This window comes from Agrobacterium sp. MA01 (genome assembly GCF_009650195.1).
GTDB lineage: Bacteria > Pseudomonadota > Alphaproteobacteria > Rhizobiales > Rhizobiaceae > Allorhizobium.
Map to the genome: position 1 here is coordinate 117328 of NZ_CP045856.1, position 18654 is coordinate 135981.

Annotated in this window: 17 protein-coding genes; 13 read left to right on the forward strand and 4 right to left on the reverse strand. The window is 57.9% G+C overall.

Translation table 11 applies throughout. The features are described from left to right. Positions 1 to 37: 37 nt before the first annotated feature. Positions 38 to 955 (reverse strand): AraC family transcriptional regulator, encoded by a 918-nt coding sequence (locus tag GH983_RS23220; RefSeq protein ID WP_069044124.1) that lies wholly within the window; start codon positions 953 to 955, stop codon positions 38 to 40. A gap of 191 nt (positions 956 to 1146) precedes the next feature. Between GH983_RS23220 and GH983_RS23225 the strand changes: the two genes are divergently transcribed. After that, positions 1147 to 2229, forward strand: coding sequence for an aldo/keto reductase (locus tag GH983_RS23225; protein ID WP_069044125.1), 1083 nt, complete (start codon positions 1147 to 1149; stop codon positions 2227 to 2229). Positions 2230 to 2333: 104 nt separating this feature from the next. Here the strand turns inward: GH983_RS23225 and GH983_RS23230 are convergent, their stop codons facing one another. Beyond that, positions 2334 to 3350, reverse strand: coding sequence for an NAD(P)H-binding protein (locus GH983_RS23230; RefSeq protein ID WP_246727657.1), 1017 nt, complete (start codon positions 3348 to 3350; stop codon positions 2334 to 2336). A gap of 286 nt (positions 3351 to 3636) precedes the next feature. On the opposite strand from GH983_RS23230, the gene GH983_RS23235 reads away from it, so the two are divergent. The 9 genes from GH983_RS23235 (at position 3637) to GH983_RS23275 (ending at position 14670) form a co-directional block, all read left to right on the forward strand. Continuing rightward, a complete protein-coding gene (locus GH983_RS23235) occupies positions 3637 to 4638 on the forward strand; it encodes an AraC family transcriptional regulator (RefSeq protein WP_069044126.1) in 1002 nt (333 codons plus the stop codon). A gap of 305 nt (positions 4639 to 4943) precedes the next feature. After that, complete coding sequence (locus GH983_RS23240) at positions 4944 to 6068, forward strand: DNA repair exonuclease (RefSeq protein WP_069044127.1); 1125 nt, start codon at positions 4944 to 4946, stop codon at positions 6066 to 6068. Continuing rightward, positions 6065 to 8689 (forward strand): DNA-binding protein, encoded by a 2625-nt coding sequence (locus GH983_RS23245; protein ID WP_069044128.1) that lies wholly within the window; start codon positions 6065 to 6067, stop codon positions 8687 to 8689. The genes GH983_RS23240 and GH983_RS23245 overlap by 4 nt, the downstream gene beginning before the upstream one ends. 369 nt (positions 8690 to 9058) lie before the next feature. Beyond that, positions 9059 to 10045 carry a C4-dicarboxylate TRAP transporter substrate-binding protein gene (locus GH983_RS23250; RefSeq protein ID WP_069044129.1) on the forward strand — a complete coding sequence of 329 codons (987 nt, stop codon included), beginning with the start codon at positions 9059 to 9061 and terminating at the stop codon, positions 10043 to 10045. Between the two features lie 70 nt (positions 10046 to 10115). Continuing rightward, positions 10116 to 10598, forward strand: coding sequence for a TRAP transporter small permease (locus GH983_RS23255; protein ID WP_171901625.1), 483 nt, complete (start codon positions 10116 to 10118; stop codon positions 10596 to 10598). After that, positions 10598 to 11884 carry a TRAP transporter large permease gene (locus tag GH983_RS23260; protein WP_069044131.1) on the forward strand — a complete coding sequence of 429 codons (1287 nt, stop codon included), beginning with the start codon at positions 10598 to 10600 and terminating at the stop codon, positions 11882 to 11884. Before GH983_RS23255 ends, GH983_RS23260 begins: the two co-directional genes overlap by 1 nt. Further along, entirely contained in the window at positions 11881 to 12696 is an 816-nt protein-coding gene (locus tag GH983_RS23265; RefSeq protein ID WP_069044132.1) for an NAD(P)-dependent oxidoreductase, read from the forward strand. The genes GH983_RS23260 and GH983_RS23265 overlap by 4 nt, the downstream gene beginning before the upstream one ends. Continuing rightward, positions 12693 to 13790 (forward strand): mandelate racemase/muconate lactonizing enzyme family protein, encoded by a 1098-nt coding sequence (locus tag GH983_RS23270; protein ID WP_236759408.1) that lies wholly within the window; start codon positions 12693 to 12695, stop codon positions 13788 to 13790. The genes GH983_RS23265 and GH983_RS23270 overlap by 4 nt, the downstream gene beginning before the upstream one ends. Position 13791: 1 nt before the next feature. After that, positions 13792 to 14670, forward strand: a complete 879-nt coding sequence (locus tag GH983_RS23275; protein WP_083229769.1) for a hypothetical protein — start codon at positions 13792 to 13794, stop codon at positions 14668 to 14670. Here GH983_RS23275 and GH983_RS23280 read toward each other — a convergent pair. Beyond that, positions 14615 to 16174, reverse strand: a complete 1560-nt coding sequence (locus tag GH983_RS23280; protein WP_194842868.1) for an IclR family transcriptional regulator C-terminal domain-containing protein — start codon at positions 16172 to 16174, stop codon at positions 14615 to 14617. The genes GH983_RS23275 and GH983_RS23280 overlap by 56 nt on opposite strands. A gap of 151 nt (positions 16175 to 16325) precedes the next feature. Between GH983_RS23280 and GH983_RS23285 the strand changes: the two genes are divergently transcribed. The 3 genes from GH983_RS23285 to GH983_RS23295 are packed head-to-tail and all read left to right on the forward strand — an operon-like array spanning position 16326 to position 17823. Further along, entirely contained in the window at positions 16326 to 17072 is a 747-nt protein-coding gene (locus GH983_RS23285; protein ID WP_069044134.1) for a dimethylmenaquinone methyltransferase, read from the forward strand. Continuing rightward, positions 17072 to 17536: a nuclear transport factor 2 family protein gene (locus tag GH983_RS23290; RefSeq protein ID WP_069044135.1), complete on the forward strand. Its 465-nt coding sequence runs from the start codon at positions 17072 to 17074 to the stop codon at positions 17534 to 17536. The genes GH983_RS23285 and GH983_RS23290 overlap by 1 nt, the downstream gene beginning before the upstream one ends. Next, a complete protein-coding gene (locus GH983_RS23295; RefSeq protein WP_069044136.1) occupies positions 17536 to 17823 on the forward strand; it encodes a YciI family protein in 288 nt (95 codons plus the stop codon). The genes GH983_RS23290 and GH983_RS23295 overlap by 1 nt, the downstream gene beginning before the upstream one ends. A gap of 134 nt (positions 17824 to 17957) precedes the next feature. Here the strand turns inward: GH983_RS23295 and GH983_RS23300 are convergent, their stop codons facing one another. Further along, complete coding sequence (locus GH983_RS23300; RefSeq protein WP_069044137.1) at positions 17958 to 18632, reverse strand: GntR family transcriptional regulator; 675 nt, start codon at positions 18630 to 18632, stop codon at positions 17958 to 17960. Positions 18633 to 18654 lie beyond the last annotated feature (22 nt).

Consider the following 18654-nt stretch of genomic DNA (forward strand, 5'->3'; position numbering starts at 1 on the left):
ACGTCCCGCAAAAAACAGTCTTCAAACAAGCAATGGGTCAATCTCCAGACTGGACCGACCGTCTGAGGCTGACAATGCTAGAGATAGGAGGCTGGCCGAATTCGCGACGATACTCGCGACTGAATTGAGCAGGACTTTCGTAACCGACATCATACGCCGCAGATGCCGCGTCGAGGCCGGTTACAATCATCAGGCGGCGCGCTTCGTTGAGTTGTAAATGCTTGCGATACTGAACCGGGCTCATGTCGGTTATGGCTTTGAAGTGCCGATGAAAGGTCGACACGCCCATGCGAGCAATCTCGGCCAGATCATCTGTTGATCGGCGCTCACGAAAGTTTTGCCTGAGCCAGTCCAACACCCGGACAATCCCGCTGGAGGCTCCTTCCATCGACGCCAGGGCAACGAGGCGTGAACCGACGGAGCTCGTGATCAAGCGATAAATGATTTCTCGTTGTATGGGCTCAGCAAAGAGCGAAATTTCGTTCGGCCGCTCTGTCAACCGGCACAGACGGAACAATGCTTCGAGAAGATCAGGGGTCACAGTTGCGCTGGCTATGCCGAGAGGCGTCGCCTCCCCAAGCTTCTTGCGCTTGATCTCCGAGGTTAAGGTGCGAACAACGCTGAGATCTATCCGGAGCAAGGTTCCAAGATACGGCTCGGTCGGACTAGCATGCGTGACCCAGGCCGTCACTGGAAGGTCGATTGACGTGAGGAGGAAGTGCGTGAAGCCATAGTCATAGGTGTTGCTGCCAAGGACAACACGCTTTCTGCCTGTAATGACCAGCGACAGACTCGCTTCCATCATTCCGACATGAGGGGCTGTCGGTGACAGATGACGGTGGAAAGTAAGCCCGGGAACCTGCGAGTCGGTCGCGCCCTCGCTCGGTGCCCAGCGCTTGAAACCGTCTACCAGAGATTGCTGCAAATGCTCGATCATCTTCTTAGATGGTTCCATGGCCGTTGTACCGAGCTCTTTCGGTTAGAGGATCATTGGCTAGGGCACCCGCTCACGTCGGACAATCAGAAAATCATTGAGGAGAGAGGATCGTGCAATCATGCGAGTGAAACGTGCTACTGCTCCCTCATCCCGCACAAGTAGTTTCTTCAGGGGCGCGCAAACTGCTGCTGGCCCCGAGGAGAGATTAGATGCGCTATAATAAGTTGGGACGTACGGGCTTGCTTGTGTCTGAGTTGAGCCTCGGCACGATGACATTCGGGAAGAGCCAATGGGGTGCGATTGGCGGGGTAGATCAGACTGGCGCCGAGCAGATTATTCGGTGCGGGTTGGATGCAGGCGTGAACCTGCTCGACACAGCGGATGTTTATTCGAACGGTCAGTCTGAAGAAATCACCGGCTTCGCTCTTCGTAACCTGGGAGTACGAAGGCACGACGTTTTGGTTTCGACCAAGACATTTGGACAAGCGAGTGGCGGGCAAAATGACCGCGGATCGTCACGAGCGCATATTCTGGATAGCCTTCACGCCAGTCTCAAGCGCATGAAGCTCGATTACGTCGACCTTTACCAGCTGCATGGCTTTGATCCACTGACCCCAATGGAAGAAAGCTTGCGTGCGCTCGATCACCTCGTGCGCCAGGGCGCGGTACGCTATATTGGCGTTTCGAACTGGGCTGCGTGGCAGATCGCACAGGCCATGGGAGTGACCGAGCGCCTCGGGCTCTCTCCACTCTCCAGCCTGCAGGCCTACTATTCGCTGGCCGGGCGGGAAATCGAGCATGAAATCGGCCCCCTCGTTTCGGCCACCGGATTGGGGCTTGTCTGTTGGAGCCCATTGGCAGGGGGAATGTTGAGTGGCAAGTTCGATCGGGACTCCGAGGGTGACAAGCAGGCTCGTCGAGCCACGACGCCTTTTCCGCCTCTCGATCTCGACCGCACCTATGACCTCATCGACGAGCTGCGCAGCATTGCGGCTCCGCATGACGCATCGCCAGCCCAGATTGCATTGGCGTGGCTGCTCCACCGCAAGACCGTCTCGACGGTATTGCTCGGCGCGAAGAGGCTAGAGCAGCTGGAAGATAATCTCGGCGCGACGACGATCGAGCTGAAGCAGTCTGATCTTGACCGACTTGACGCAGTGAGCAAGCTCGCTTCGATCTATCCGCAGTGGATGCAAGAGGTTTTCGATGGCGGACGGAGTGAGCAGATCGCCTCGTTAGGTCAGCGTAATCGTCTGTCACTCGGTAACAGAAGTTTCCAGAGAGAAGTTTAGTTGGACGGCCCAAAACCGGGCGATGCAGTCAATTGACAATGTATTGGGAGCATTGCGAGCGACGTAGCAATCGGACGTCGCGGGCCTTTGATCGATCAACACGATCAGCAAATGCGCATATATTGCGGATAGGGCATATGAGGCAAGTCGTTGCATTTCGCGCTGTTGGAGGAAGGCTCAAAGGGCTTGGACGATCTCGGCGACAGTGAGCATGCGCCAAGATCGTCGGTAGCGGTTACCCCCCTCACCAGTGGAAGCAGCTCGCATGCGCACCACGTCCGGAATGTGGTCGGTGTGTCGCGCCTGGAGGCTGAAGTGACGAGGTGATCCATCCCTTCGTTCTTGGCCGTCAGCATTTCGACATAGGCTTGCGCCATACCGTCGCTCGCGCCTAACTCGCGCATCATCTGACCGAAATGGGCCATAGACAGTTCGGATGCCACGATCTCGCGACCGAGAACCTCCGACATAATCGCAGCCATCTGATCAAACGACAGGTCTTCAGGCCCGAGAAGCGGGATTGTCTCGACGCCCGTCCACTCTGGGTCCAGCAGCAAGTCTGCCGCAACCTGCGCCACGTCGGCCTTGGCCACATGTGGCAGCTTTAAGTTCGCTGGTGTCGGCTGGAAGAATTGGCCGATGGTGCGGATCGGTTCGGCCTGGCGGCCAATGTTGTCCATCAGTGAGGCGCAGGCCAGGGCGCGATAGTGGGCTCCCGTATTCGCGATCATATCGTCGACCGCCAGCGTAGCCGTCACATGACCGGCAGGCTTCGGCCAACCGCGGCCGAGAGCTGATATGCCGACGATATGGGTCACTCTGGATCCAGGAACTGCGTCACAAAATGCCTTGGAGACACCGCCATAGGCGGCCTCTGGCGAGGGCAGGGTGGCGTCGCCAGGCGGCAGCCAAAACACGCGGGTCACGCTGGGCAGCGCCCGCGCGATGGTATCGGCGTCAGCCATGGAGCCCTCGACAACGTCCAAGGCAGGATTTAGCGGCAGTTTCGACGCATTGCGGGCGATGACGCGCACACTGGCACCGGCTGTGAGCAGCCGAGAAAGGACGCGGCGACCGATATCGCCCGTGGGGGTTGTTAAAAGAATCAATGCGCTCTCCATAGGGGGTTTTTGACGTTAAGTTCGCGCCAAGGTTGTTGTTCATAGTCGAGTTGCTCAGCACAACGACCCTTTTGAAATCGACCGGAACCGAAACATGAGCCTTCGTTATCAGTGAGCGGCCAAATACGCGGCGCACAACGTTCGTTTCCTGCACCCACACATCGGTGTGCACCCGCTGAAGGTCATGACTTCAAGGCGAGCCAGAATACGTGCAGCTGCCAGATCACCTTGGTTGCCCTTTTGTTTGATGACCCAACGTAAACTCGGTTGAATGAACGATCTATATATGTCAGTTCTCATTTCTGTAGAGTTCGTTCAGGATCATGTCGTGAGCCTCGCTGTCGCCGATCCCCTTTCCGACATTCTTGCTTTGCTGAGGCCACACGACTGCATCGCTGCGGGCCTTGATGCGGGTGGCGACTGGTCAGTACGGTATGCCCATCACCCAGGTGTAAAATGCATCGGAATCCTGAAGGGGGGCTGCTGGTTGGCGATCGAGAGCCGGGGCAAACCCGTCTGGCTCGACACCGGCGACTGTGTGATGCTGCCGCGCGGCAGAGCGTTCGTCATATCTGCAAGCGGCAGCCGTATTGGTGATGCCGCAGAGACGGTGCATTCCGCGCCATCGCATGGTGATACTGCGACGCTTGGTGGCGGCGGTGACTTCTTCATGACCGGGGCACGGTTTCTGCTGAATGGCCCGGCCTCGGAGATTTTGATGGCGACGCTGCCAGATGTGATCGCGATCCGTGCTGCGGCCAACGACCAGTCTGTAAGTGGGGAGACCGTACGCTGGGCCATTGCACAGATCGGCGTCGAGCTTCAGTTGCGCCGCCCCGGTTACGCGAGTGCGATCGAGCATCTGTCTCATATTCTACTTACTGAGCTAATGCGGCGGCACCTGGAGGAGGGCGATGGGGGGCAGGTTGGATGGACCGCCGCGCTTGCGGACCCATTCCTTCGACGTGCTTTTGCCGCCATGCATCACGACCTCTCTAACCACTGGACCGTCGCGACACTAGCCGAGCGGGCAGGCCTGTCACGTACCGCTTTCGCGGTTCGGTTCGCGCGGATCGTCGGGCAACCGCCGATGAGCTACATGACACTTTGGCGGATGCTATGGGCAGCCAAGAGGCTCGATCGGGATGGTACGACGGTTGCCGAAGTTGCAGCTGAGGTCGGATACTCCTCAGAAAGTGCCTTCACTGCAGCGTTTAAACGGACTTTAGGAAAGACGCCGCGACGGTTCGTTGGCAGCACCGTGAACTCGACCTCCGGCCAAAGCTAAGCGGCTCGGCAACTGGTTTTCAAAGTCAGTGAACTGCAACGACGTGTTCGTTGAACAAGATCTTTGCACGCGCCTGTCAAGCGCCCAAGTTTCGACAGCCGTCCAATATGCCGAGGGGCCTCGGCTCGTCTTTCTATCGGCTTGGCTCTTTTTAGAGCGCCGGAAACTTGCGGTGGAAACAACGATTGAAAACGACTGCGCATTGCGCGAGACATACCGCGTCCGCTTCAGTTCAAAGCGCAGTTAGAGGGTACGGTCAATCTGTCGCCGCTGCACATGTCAGCCGTCCCATCACTCGAGTAGCTATGTTTCATTTTATCCATTCCAGCGATCTTCATCTCGGAAAGCGTTTCGGCAACTTCGAGGGTGACCTGCCCAGCCGGTTGCGCGAAGCGAGGCACCACGCAATCGCGCGGCTGGCTGCACACGCCCGCGAGCAAAACGCCAAAATGGTCCTGCTGGCTGGAGACACCTTCGATACTGAGACACCTGCACCGCATGTGCGACGACAGGCGTTTGCCGAGATGGCGGATGATCCTGCGATCAAGTGGGTGATCTTGCCAGGTAATCACGATTCCTTGCAGGCCTCACAGCTCTGGACAGCGTTGAATGCAGAAGCGCCAGAAAACGTCGTCCTCGCCGTTGAGCCCCGGCCGATCGAACTTGCGACAGGTGTGGTCCTGTTTCCCGCACCGTGCACGACGCGCCGGCCTGGCCGAGACCTGACGGAGTGGATGGACGGTCAAGCCACACCCGATGGGACGCTGCGTATTGGGCTTGCCCATGGTGCCATTCGCAATTTTTCGGAAGAGGCAGCCGCCTCCGAGGTTATTGCACCAGACCGGGCAAGGCGCGCAGGGCTCGACTATCTCGCGCTCGGCGATTGGCATGGCATGGTCAGTGTGGACCCGCGAACCCATTATTGTGGGACGCCAGAGCCGGACCGTTTCAAACATGATGCGCCCGGTACGGCTCTGCTGGTCACGATCGCCGGCCCATCGAGCATACCGGATATTCGAGCCTTGCCCACGGAGACATTCGCCTGGCGTCGCCTCGATCTTCATCTGCTTGAAGGCGACGCTCCAGAGCCTGCTCTCAATTCCTTGCTACCCGCCTCAAGGGAACGCAGGAACTCGCTGATCCGGGTGGTGGCATCAGGGCATAGCCGCTTGGCAGGGCGCGCGGAGCTTGTCGCTGCCGTGGAAAGGGCAGTTCCGGATTTCGCTTTTCTGGAGCTGGACCAGGATGGATTGGTCACGGAATGCGAGCTGGAAGACCTAGACCAGATCGATCGCGGCGGCGCCCTGCGTGAAGCTGCCAATGCGCTGCTTGCCGAGTCTACAGATGAACGTCGACCCTTGTCTGAGCGCGGGATCGCGCGGGCGGCCTTGATGCGCCTCTACTCCTATACGCAGGCGGTCACATCATGAAGATCTCGGCCATACGCCTCTTCAATGTCAAACGGTTCGCCGGTCGCGGCGTTGCCATCGAAGGTATCGGAGATGGCGTGAACGTGCTTTGCGCCGCCAATGAGTTCGGCAAGTCGACGAGCTTTGAAGCCTTGCATGCACTCTTTTTCCAACCTCATTCAGGCACTCCGGGCGATGTCCAGAAATTGCGCCCCTATAGCGGTGGGAATCCGTTGGTCGAGGCCGATATCACGACCGGCGAGGGCAGCTTCCGAGTTACCAAGCAATACTATGGTGGGCGGTCAGCCCGAGTGGTGGATCTGGCATCGGGCCGGCTCGTCGCCCAGGCCGATGAGGCAGAAAACTTCATCACCAGCCTGATCAGGGGAGGGACCTCCGGACCTGCGGGTCTCCTCTGGGTGCGCCAAGGCATCACCGGTATTGAGAAGCGAAGCCGCACCGAGGAAGAGGGGGAAAAACAGGTTCGTCAGAGCTTGCTCGAATCCGTCCAGGGAGAGGTGGAAGCCGTCACCGGCGGGCGCCGGATGGCCGAGATCATGGCGGCAGCCAAGGAAGCCCTCTCAGACATGGTCACGGCGACCGGCAGACCGAAAGCTGGCGGTCGCTATGCAGCTGCGATTGAGGAACGGGATAGGCTCGCCAATGATGAGGCGCGGCTGGCAGCTGACGTGAGCCGCTTGCGCCAAGCGCTGGACCAACGTGCGAACGCTGCAGCGAGGCTTATCGAAGTCGACAGCCCTTCAGAAAGAGAAGAACGCAGGGCGGCCATTCAGAAAGCCCAGAGCAGATTCGATGCCGTCAAGGCGCAGAACGAGAAACTTAAGACGGCGGAAGCGGAACTGAAGCTCGTTCGTGAGAGGCGAAACGCAGCAGAGCGGGAACTGAAGGCGTTCATCGAAGCTCAGGAAAGGGCAGCCGTTCTGCAAGAAAATCTAGCTTCTGCACAGAGCAAGAGGACCGAAGCGATAACGCGGCGCCGCGAGGCAGCTGACACTATTAAAAAGACACGTGACGACGTTGAGCGCGCGGAGACTGAGGAGCAGGAGCTCCGGGAGCGGCTTGCCCGCTTCGACGCGGCAACAAAGGCACGCGAGGCGTACGAGCGTCTGGCAGACCTGAAGCAACGCTTGGCCGAGGCAGAGAAGGTCCGTCAGAGCATTGAAGAGAGTGAGGCGCAACGCGTCCTCCTGCAAATCTCGGCAAGGTCCATCGAAGAGCTGCAAGCATGCGAAGTCGAAATCGCCAAGCTCCGTGCCTTCGATGAGGCCGCTCGCCCCTCAGTCTCAATCCACTACGAGGCAGAGGCGGCCGGAAGGGTGACCCTCGACGGCAAGCCTTTGACAGATGGGGAAGACCGGACCTACGACGGACAGGCTTGGCTTGAAGTCGAAGGAATTGGGACAATCATCCTGCGATCCAACCGCCCTGGTCGGGATGATAATCAACTGGCGCTGGGAGAAGCGGCACGAACCGCCCTCCTGGCTTCAATGGGCGTCGATAGCCTCTCTGCAGCGCGAGACAGGCAAGCCAGGGCACAGCTGGCCGATGGTGACCTGCGGGGATTGCGGGCCCGGCTGTCCTTCATTGCTCCAGAGGGTTTGGCGAAACTCAGACAGGACGTGGCTACGGGTGACGCGATCAGCCTCGAGGTTCTCGACCTGAGCGAAGATCCGACATTGCTTAGCACCCAGCTGGCACAAGCCGAAGACCGCCGCAAGCAGGCGCGTCTCGCCCTCCGAGAGGTAGAGCCAGACCAGTCTCGTGCCGATGAAGCTTTCGTCGCCACTGAAACGACATTGACCTCCCTCCTGTCCGATCGGGCGCAGGTGGATGCTATCCTGGGGCCGGAAGAAGCTCGTGCAGAGCGCGCGCGCTCGTTGTCGACCACGCTGACCGATCTGGATCAATCCCTTTCTGAGGCGGAGGCACATGTCCTGAAATTGGGTGCAGATGCCGGGGATCTCGCGTCGATCGAGGCGGCGCTGACGCGTGCTCGCTCGATCGAAGCAGCAGTCGACAAAGAGATAAATGCGCTGCGGGAGACCATGGCCGGACTGAACGCAGAGATACGGGCGCAATCCGAAGAGGCCGTGGAAGAAAAATGGCGCGAGACTTCGGAGGCGCTCACTGCGGCGACCGCGCGGGTGGCTGCATACGAGAAGGAGGTGGCGGTCCTGCAGCGTGTGACTGCCGCCTTGGAAAATGCCAGGTCTGAGGCTCGCGAACTCTACCTCAAGCCTGTCATGGCTGAGCTCGGACCGCTGCTGAGACTTCTTTTCGACGATGTCTCGATCACCTTTGATGACAGGACGCTTCTGCCCCAGACCATTTTGCGTAATGGACAGGAAGAAGACGTCGACCGCCTGAGCGGCGGTATGCGGGAGCAGCTGTCCATACTGACGCGATTGGCCTTTGCGAGGCTTCTCGCACGTGACGGCCGGCCCGCGCCCGTCATCCTCGATGATGCCCTGGTCTATTCGGACGACGACCGCATTGAGAAGATGTTCGACGCCCTCCACAGGCAGTCTCGGGACCAGCAGATTATCGTGTTCTCCTGTCGGCAGCGTGCGTTTCAGAAGCTCGGAGGAAATGTGCTGCAAATGAAGGACTGGCAGACGTAGGGCCGCTTCGACAGCGTTCTATGTTCGTATCCCCCTCAAGACCTCAGTGAAGAACGTATCAACAGATACTGCCTTGTGACCGCGTGGCCCGATGGACCGCGAAGCTTGAGCGTCACACAGCGATGCAAGTCGGGCTGACCAAACCTCTGAAAAGTGCCTGGATCAATGACACGTCAATAGGCGCTTGTATGGACGCGAGGCTCCTATGATTGCGAAAGCAGGCCGCTCGTCTGAATTCCCCACGTGATCGACGGCTCTTACAATGTGAGACGCAATGGAAAGCCAAGATTGCGGACGAAGTCCCTTTCTGTAGGCTTGCACAAGAGCTGGATCATGCCAATCGTGCCAGTCGACAATAGGGAGGATACTATGAGACACACAATCTTCGGAAGCATCGCTGCACTCGTCATTGCGGGTTTGACCGCCTCTGCAGGTCCGACTGCAGCGCAAGAACACAGTCTTCGCATCGGCTCGGTTCAAGCTGAAAACGATCCAATCATTCGCGGCTTTAACGAATTCAAGCGTCTGGTCGAGGAGCGTTCGAACGGCCGGATCGAGATTCTGGTATATCCAAACGGCCAATTGGGCGACACGCAGGAAGTCCAGGATCAGGCATTGGCGGGTGGAAACGTCGCGGCCTTTACCGACCCAAATCTTCTGGCGACCTTCAAGCCTGAATTCGGCATTATCGGTGCACCCTATGTCTTTGAGAGCTACGAAGACGCTGACCGCTTCACTTCATCGCAGACCTTCAAGAAATGGGCTGAAGACCTGCGAGCTGAGAGCGGGTTCGTGACGCTTGCCTTCAACTGGTATCAAGGTCCTCGCAACTTGATGACCAAGAAGCCGATCGCAAGTCGAGCTGATGTGAACGGTTTGCGGATACGCACCCCGGGCGCGCCTGTTTGGGTCGCCGCGGGCAAGGCGCTTGGCGGCACGCCAACCCCCATGGCCTGGGGCGAAGTCTATTCCGCACTGCAATTGGGAGCCATTGATGGTGTCGAATCCCAGCCTTCGGGCGCCGTCGGATCGAAGTTTCACGAAGTCACTACGCACGTTACCAAGACGGAGCACATTCACCTGATTACCGGGATAGTGGTGGGAGACCTCTGGTGGAAGACACTTTCCCCCGAAGATCAGGCTTTGGTGCAAGAGGCGGCAGTTGAGGGAGGTCGCTTCATGTCGAACCTTGTTGTCGGCCAGCTGGAGCAAGACTTTGCAAAAATGCAGGCTGCCGGCGTCACCATCTCCGATATCGATAAGGCTGAGTTTAAGGCTGCTGCCGCCGTAGAGCTTGAGGCACTCGGACTGATGCCGGCCCTGGAAGCCGTCCGGTCAGAACTCGGTCGAAACTGAGCGTTCAGGAATTAAGGCGGCGCCGGCTTGAATGGAGGCGGCGCCGTCGTCTGTGAGGAGGCAGAACAAAATGGGCGAATTCTATCTCAGACTGCGTAAGGCTGAGGTTTGGCTCGCGGCGCTCGCACTTTGTGGCGTAGTCGGGCTGGTGACATGGGCGACCCTGACACGGGTTCTGGGTGTACCCAGCATTTGGGTGATCGAAGTAACGCAGATACTCTTCGCCTGGACATGCCTTCTATCGGCATCAGTGGCTTATCGGAACGCGACCCTGTTTTCTGTCGATTTCCTCTCGATGCGGTTACCGAAACGGTACAGGGCAGCCTTGCGGCTTGTTCAAGCGATACTTGTCCTTGGTATGGTCGTTTGGCTTGCAATCGTTGCGCTCGATTTTGTTGCTTTGGCGGATCGCCGGACGCTCCCTTTGACCGGGATACCGTTTTCCTTTGTGGCGGCAACCATCCCTGTTGCATGCATAATGATGGCACTGACCAGCCTTGAAACAATCATGGACGTCCTGCAGAGCGCGAGTGCGCCGGAAGAGAGCTTGTAATGCTGCTGCTTGGTGTCGGACTTTTTCTCTTGGCCGTCTTGATCGGCTTGCCTGTAGCCTTTGCGCTTCTCCTAGCATCAGCACCAACATTCCTGACGGGCGAATACCTGCCGCCGCAAATCGCCGTTCAAAAAATGGTAGCGGTGACGCAATCCTATTCCTTGATGGCAATTCCGTTCTTTGTCTTGGCGGGCAATATCATGGTTGCCTCCGGCATTGCCGAGCGTCTGGTTCAGTTCAGCAAGGTGATGGTGGGTTGGACTGTGGGAGGCCTTGCCCAGGTGTCCATCATACTGAGCCTGGTCATGGGCGGGATATCAGGATCTGCCGTCGCAGATGCGGCCATGCAATCGCGCCTGCTCGGGGGGCCGATGATTGCCAAGGGGTATTCTCGCGGCTTTGCAGCCGGCGTCATCACCTATTCATCGATCATCACGGCCCTTATCCCGCCGTCGATTGGGTTGATCGTTTTTGGTGTGATTGCAAATGTCTCGGTTGGCCGTCTTTTGCTTGCGGGGATCATTCCCGGACTGATTCTGACGGTCGCCCTGATGGTTTACACCTGGATTGCTGCCGCACGCGCTGGTTACGGCGCTGATGACATGCCACGGCCGACCTTGAAGGATGTGACCAATGCCACGCTGCGCGCGTTCTGGGCGTTGATGTTCCCGGTCTTTCTGCTCGTGGGTTTCCGTTTTGGGATCTTCACCGCCACAGAGGCCGGTGCATTCGTGGTGTTGTATTCTACGTTTATCGGCTTCTTCGTCTATGGTGAATTGACCTTCTCCAAATTGGTCGAGGCTCTGCGCCAGTCCCTTTCCGATATCGGCATGATCATGTTCATAATCATTGTCGCGGCTGTGCTGGGCCACGTAATCGTTTTGGAACAGGCTCCCGCCGGAATGGCGCAAGCGCTTGGGGCGGTAACGCAGAACCCCACGCTCACTCTTTTGCTGGTGCTGGGTTTCCTGGTGATTGCAGGCATGCTGATGGAGGCAACGGTGAACGTACTTTTGTTGACGCCGATTTTCCTGCCAATTCTCACCGCCCAAGGTCATGATCCGATCCATGTCGGTGTACTCATGGTGACAATTATCACGATGGGCAGCAACACGCCGCCACTTGGAATATCTATGTTTACCGTCTGCGGTATGCTGAATGTGACGATCAGGGAATATATTCGGGGATCAACGCCTTTCTTTCTGGTTATGATGGCCGTCTTCCTGTTGCTGGCATTGGTGCCGGCACTGGTGACCTGGCTACCCTATCAGGCGATGGGCCAATGAGGCGGCTGTTGATCACAGGGGCCGCCGGTGGACTTGGGCAGGGCATTCTCGACTTTTTGCGGCCGCACTTTGCGCTGCGCCTTTTGGATATTGTCCCCGTGTCTAAGCTTCATCCGGGCGATGAAGAGGTCACAGGGGATCTGGCGGATCCAGATTTCGCGACACGAGCGGTGGCCGGCTGCGAAGCAGTCCTTCATTTGGCCGCCGTTCATGGACTGACGATCCCCTTCGAAGCCACGCTCAATAGCAATTACCGAGCGGTCCTGAACTTGATGGAGGCGGCGCGGGTAGAACGCATTCGACCGATTGCTTTTGCAAGCAGCAATCACGGCTGGGGATTTCATCCACGAACAAGTGCTCCTTTGGCTGTGACATCTCCCCCTCGTCCGGACGGCTGGTATGCCGTCTCAAAGGTCTGGGGTGAGGCGGTCATGGCGCTCTATGGTGATGCCTATGGAATGGCGACCACGAGCCTGCGGATCGGAAATTGCGGGCCGGATGTCCCTGATGAGCGACGAAGTCACATGTGGATCTCATATCGAGATCTCGCTTCGCTCATTGTCATCGCTCTGCAGCGAGAGGATCCTGGGCATCGTGCGCTCTTCGCCTGTGGTGAATGCCCGGATCCTTTTTTTGACACGAGCAGCGCCAAGGAATTAGGCTTCAGTCCGCTTGACCCTGCCATTGATCATTTGGCCGATCCTGGGATCGCCGATCAGTCGCCATCGGATGGTATGGCTGGCCTTGCTATAGGCGGTGCTTTTGCTGCGGCGAACTTCCAGGCCGACATTCACAACTGGAGCAAATCGTGAGATCTGAGACCATCCGCAACGTTGAGACAATCTTGCTGTCGATTCCATTTACCGATGGCGGCGCGGGGGAGGGATTGACCCCTTCGCGTTGGAACGCGCTCGATATCGTGCTGATCCGCATCGAAACCAGCGAAGGCCGCGTTGGCTGGGGTGAAGCATTTGGTTATTTTTGCGCAGAGGCCGTAAAGGCGATGATGGACAGATCCATTGCACCTTTGCTGATCGGTCAGCCCACCTTTGATCCAGCAGCCCTGGGAGAGGAACTTCAGAGGCGGATGGCCTTATTTGGACGCTACGGTATAACGATGTTCGCCCTTTCGGGTGTGGATATCGCGCTTTGGGATCTAAAAGCAAAAGCTGCGGGGCAGTCGCTGGGAGACCTCTTGGCTGTTACTCCCCGCGACAGCATTCCTGCCTATGCGAGCCTCGTTCGCTATGGAGATGCAGACGTGGCGGCAGCATTTACTGAGCGTGCGTATAGCGAAGGTTATGGTCATATAAAGTTGCATGAGGTCACAAGGCCTGAGATCGCAGCCTGTGATGCCGCCCGCGGCACGAGCGCACTGATGGTCGACGTCAACTGCAGTTGGTCCATGAGCGAGGCGCGCAAAATGGCGCGGTGGTTGGGCGAAATCGGATGTTTCTGGTTGGAAGAACCGATTTTTCCTCCGGAAGATTTCAGCGGTCTTGCGGATCTGGCAGGGCATGGCCTTGCCCTTTCGGCGGGCGAAAACCTCTGTACCCACTGGCAATTCGCTCAGATGATTTCATCGGCAGCCGTCAGCTATCCGCAGCCATCGGTCACAAAGGTTGGGGGTGTATCGGAATTCCTCAAGATTGCCGCGCTTGCGGAAACGGCCGGACTGACCTTGATGCCCCACTCACCGTATTTCGGTCCGGGTTATCTAGCCACCTTACAGCTCTGCAGCATTCTGTCAGGCGACGCGATCTTCGAACACTTGTATATATGGCCGGAGGCAGAGCTCTACCCCGACATGCCGTTGCCGATCTCTGGACGCATCACGCGTCCGAAGGGGCCAGGGCTGGGGATCGAACCTGATCCGGCTGTTATTGCCCAGTATCGCACGACGTAATATGGTGGACGTTGTCCTGCAGGCCGGGCCCCTCAGCCTCACCTTGCGGCCGGCCTGGGGAGGTCGGCTCACTTCTTTTTCTCACAGGAGCGGTGGCGATATCTTGCTGCCGGTTGTCGACACAGTTTTTGATCCTGAAAACTGGCCCCGCGCCGGAGCCTATCCGCTGGTCCCTTTTCACAATCGTGTCGCCAATGCTCGCTGCCAATTCGCGGGGCGTGAAGCGCAACTGGAGCCGCACCCGTCCAGTCTTCCCCATGCACTCCATGGGATGGGTAGCCGATTGCCGTGGATGCTTGGCAGGCGGACAGGGCAAATGGCCGAATTGAAGCTGTGCCGCCGCGGTGACAAGACATGGCCATGGAGCTTCGAGGCAGCTCAGGTGCTTGAGCTTGACCCAAACGGTCTATACGTCACTCTGCGCCTCACCAATATTGATGAGGTCCCGATGCCAGGGGGGCTCGGCTGGCATCCCTATATTCCACGCCCGATCCGCATTCGCGACGATGCATTGATCGGCTGGCCAATCCAGGCGGACTATCTGCCCGGCTCCGGCCCTGTTGAGCGTGGCGAACTGAGCGGCGAAACGCTTTATCTTGCACAATGGACCCGCGTGCGCCTGGATCTTCCCACTGGATTATGTTTGAGGTTTCATAAACCAGTTGAGTTGCCGCATTTGGTGATCCATCAACCGGTTGGGCGCCATGCTTGTGTGGAGCCGGTCAGCCATTTGGCGAATGCCCTGACACAGCCAGGCATACCGGACATGGGGCCGATTGCGCCGGGTGCCACCATGGTATGTCATTTCCGCTTTGATGTTATGCTCAACCCGTTCCCACCGGTAGACGGAATACATGACCGGATAACGGCGCGTGAATGAGCTCTTCACGACGCAGTCTGTGACGCGCCGAGGTCACGAAGAGCGCTCGACCATCCTCGCCGACACACAAGCCGGTCGCGTCTGCAATTGGCAATGCCGAGCTTTGAGAAATTTCACCGACATCATTCAGGCGCAGAACGCTCCAACCACCAGTCAGTGCCAGCCAGTATCCTCCATCGCCGGCGTCTGCCACTCCTGAAGGCATCCCCGCGGCGCGTGAGATGTTCGCAAACAATCTCAGTCGACGCGTCGTCGGGTCAAAACGATGCAGGCTGCCGCCTTCTGCCGATACAACAAAAACGCTTCTATCCTGCATGGCCGCGAGGGATGTCGCTGCGCAGGGTAAATCGATCGTGTCGATCAAACTTCCGTCTGCGCGCAAACGCCCGAGCCGGTTCTCAGATGTGGAAACCCAGAGATTGTCAGCCTGATCAGCACATCCTGCCAGGACCTTGAACCCGATAAAGGGCGTGCGGCGACCGAGTTCTGGAAAGACGACCTCGTCTTCATGGAAAACGGCAGGTCCTACTGCTTTTGTCATCGCGAACGCCTCAATTCGCTTCGAAAAAGTAGCAGCTTCTGTCACCAGGCCCGATGTATCCCGCTGGAGCAATGCAGAAGCATAGCGATCTGCCCAACTCAAAACCCCCGATTTTGCGTTCCAATGAGGATCAAGTCCATGAAATCCTGGTTGTTCCGTCACAGGCAGGTAGTCGAGCGCACTGACCTGCCCCACCTTGCGAGGGGTCAGTCGTGCAGCGATATGGTGAGCGGCCTCCTTAACCTCCTGCCCAAGATACTCTGTCCGCGCGAGAGTTATGCGAAAACTTGGACCGGCCACCGAGACCGCAGCAATGGGCATTCCGCTATCGTCAAGCACTGGTGCGCCAACGCAACGAGTACCCATGACGATCTCTTCGTCATCAAGCGCATATCCACGCGCACGGGTCTTGGCGAGCTCAACGTCAAGGAGAATAGGGTCGGTAATCGTGCGCTCAGTCAGCGCGACCAAGGAGCCCTCAAGCAGGCGATCCCGCTGAGCCTGCGGTAAATGTGCCAGAAACGCCTTGCCTTGGGAGGTGCAATGCAGCGGTTTGACTGAGCCAAGTGCAGCTGAAGAACGTTTGGAATGCGCACCCTGAAACCGACCTATCGAAAGTACGCCCGCACCTTCCATCACAGCCAGATAGGCCGTCTCACCAGTGATATCTCGCAGGCGCTTCAGTTCGCCGGCCGCAACCGTGGTCAGATCGGAAGACGCCCATACCTGGGTTGCCATATCCAGAAAGCCGTATCCAAGCATGAACTGACTGTCAGCTGGACGAACGAGGCCGCGCGCAGAGAGCGCCTGTAGAATACGGTAGAGTGTCGGTCGCGACAGATTGCAGGATTTCGACAACAGCGCATGATCAGCCGCCCCCCCATTGTGGCTGATGGCTTCCAATATATCAATCGCCTTGCCGATCAGTGCGGCTCCGGCAGGTATCGCCTTGGGATCTTTCACACTGATGGTGTCCCTTTGGTTGAGGGAGCGGCATAGACGCTCGACCATCTCATATCATGAGACTCCTGATCCGCCTACTGTTGAAGTCCTGTGATCTCCATGACACCGTTCCCTGACGCCCTCACCGGACCAGTCGATACAGGAGAAAGACATGGATAGAGGTTTTCGGGACAGTGACCCGGTTTCTGAGGCTGTGCTCGACATGCTGAGGCAATGTGGACAGGGAACGCTGACGACCCAGCTGTTCAAGCGAGGCTACCGTCAACAGTTCCTGGTCGGATTGGCCCCGCTGAGCCCAACCACTGGACGCTTTGCCGGCGAGGCCTTCACGTTGAGGTTCATTCCCAGCCGTGAAGACAAGGACTGGGACCTGGGGGATCTGCACAAACGCGGTGTGGATAATCTGCAATGGGAAGCCGTTGAAACCATAGGTCCTGGCCAGGTTCTGGTCATCGACAGCAGGAATGATCCGCGTGCAGCGTCAGCAGGAAATATGCTGCTGACACGGCTCATGCGGCGCGGTGCTGTGGCTGCGATCACCGACGGTGCTTTCCGAGACGGCACCGAAATTAAAGCCATGCCAATTCCCGCCTATTGTCGGGCCAATACGGCATCGACACGGCCGGCATTCCACCGTGCTGTCGGTATCAATGAGCCGATCGGTTGCGCGGATGTGGCGGTGTATCCCGGTGATATCATCGTGGGCGATGCTGACGGTGTGACGGTAATACCTCGCCATATTGCCGCAGATGTTGCCCAGGACGCGCTGGAACAGGAACAGCGTGAAGCATTCCTGTTTACCAAGATCGATGCCGGGGCGCCTCTTTGGGGGACTTATCCGGCTAACTCCGAAACGCTGGCCGAGTTTGAAACTCTGCGGTCCAAGGGAGCTCCATGATGACTGGTCCAGAGAAGGCTGAAGCGCTGATCCGTCACTATTTCATGATGTGCAATGCGGCAGATCGGCAAGGATTGATCGATTGCTTTACACCGGATGGAACCCATTACTTTCCTCCCGGTTTGCCGGGCGCTCCATGGCGGGGTGCCGAGGCGGTCGCGGACGGATGGTTGCGGTGTGTGGAGAATCTAGGCTCGAAGTGGACAATCGAAAAGGTTTTGGCAAGCTCTGACGGGCGCGAGGCGGTGATCGAGTGGACCCATTGGAAAACGGCGCTCGGCCAAGTCTTGCGCGGCGATGAGTGGTACATCTTCAACCATGACATCACGCGGATCGTTGAGATACGTGCCTATTATGCGAGCCCTGTGAATCATGATCGGCCGATCAATTGTTTGCAAGACTTCGATTATGAAGAAAGGGGATATCACCTGTCGCCCCCGAGCGTTCCGGGGAGATCCGACTGATGCAATTCGCACTGATCTGCCGTGATGGCACAAATGCACTTGGTCGCCGTCTTTCTGCTCGCACGGAGCATCTGGCAAGCGTCAAACGCCTCAAGCAACAGGGTAACATCATCGATGGCGGAGCCATTCTGGATGACGTTGGTCGCATGGTGGGCTCTGTGGTTCTGTGCGACTTTCCAAACAAAGAGGCCCTTGATGCTTGGCTATTGACCGAACCGTTTGTACGTGAGGGGGTCTGGGAGCAGATTGAAATCCTCGAGTTTCAGCGGGTAAACTGGGATCTATAGCATCGGCCATTGTGACACGGCATGAAAGCCGGATGTAACGCATCGCGCGCTTTCCTCATCCACGCTATGCGCAATCATGTTTCTTCCCGCTTGCCGCCTCAAGCGGCAGCGAGTCGCTCGTGTAGCTAAAAAACTCAATCACGCCGGCGCTTCAGTGAAGCGCTTGCAATGTAAACGTCACGCGATGGTAGGATGTGCGATCTGCAAAGCTCCACCAGGGCCTTTCTGTCACCTTGCTCCAGTGCACCGATGATGCCCCAGTGCTCTTTCCGCGCGCGCTCGAGATAGTCCGGATTGACCGCGGTGAGCGAGCGTGCGCCATGTACTTTCTGTGCGGACAGACGGATCATTTCGGCCAGATGCAGGTTGCCGCAGGCGGCGAAGAAGGTTGAGTGGAACTGCATGTTTGCCCGAAAAGCCCCGCGGGGATCCGCACCGGCGACAGCCCCGTCATGTCTGGCCTGAACCCGACGGAGTTCCTCGAGAATTTCCGGTGGTGGTGGCAAGGGAATTCGTTCGGCAGCGAGGGTCTCGAGGGAGATGCGCACTTCATAGATCTGTGCGACCTCATCCGGATCCAGTACGCGAACAAACGCGCCCTTGTTGGGCTGTCTTTCTGCGAGCCCCATCCGCTCCAACTCGAAGATAGCCTCGCGTACGACATGTCGCTTGACCGAAAACCGTTCGGCAATCGTCTCTTCGACAAGCCGTTCGCGCGGCTGGAGCCAGCCAAGGACGATTTCTTCTTCTAGTGCGCCGACCAGTTGGGCAAGGCGATCGGGGGTGTCTGCAGGCGTCGATTCAAGCATGATGGCACTTCTGCGAAAATTG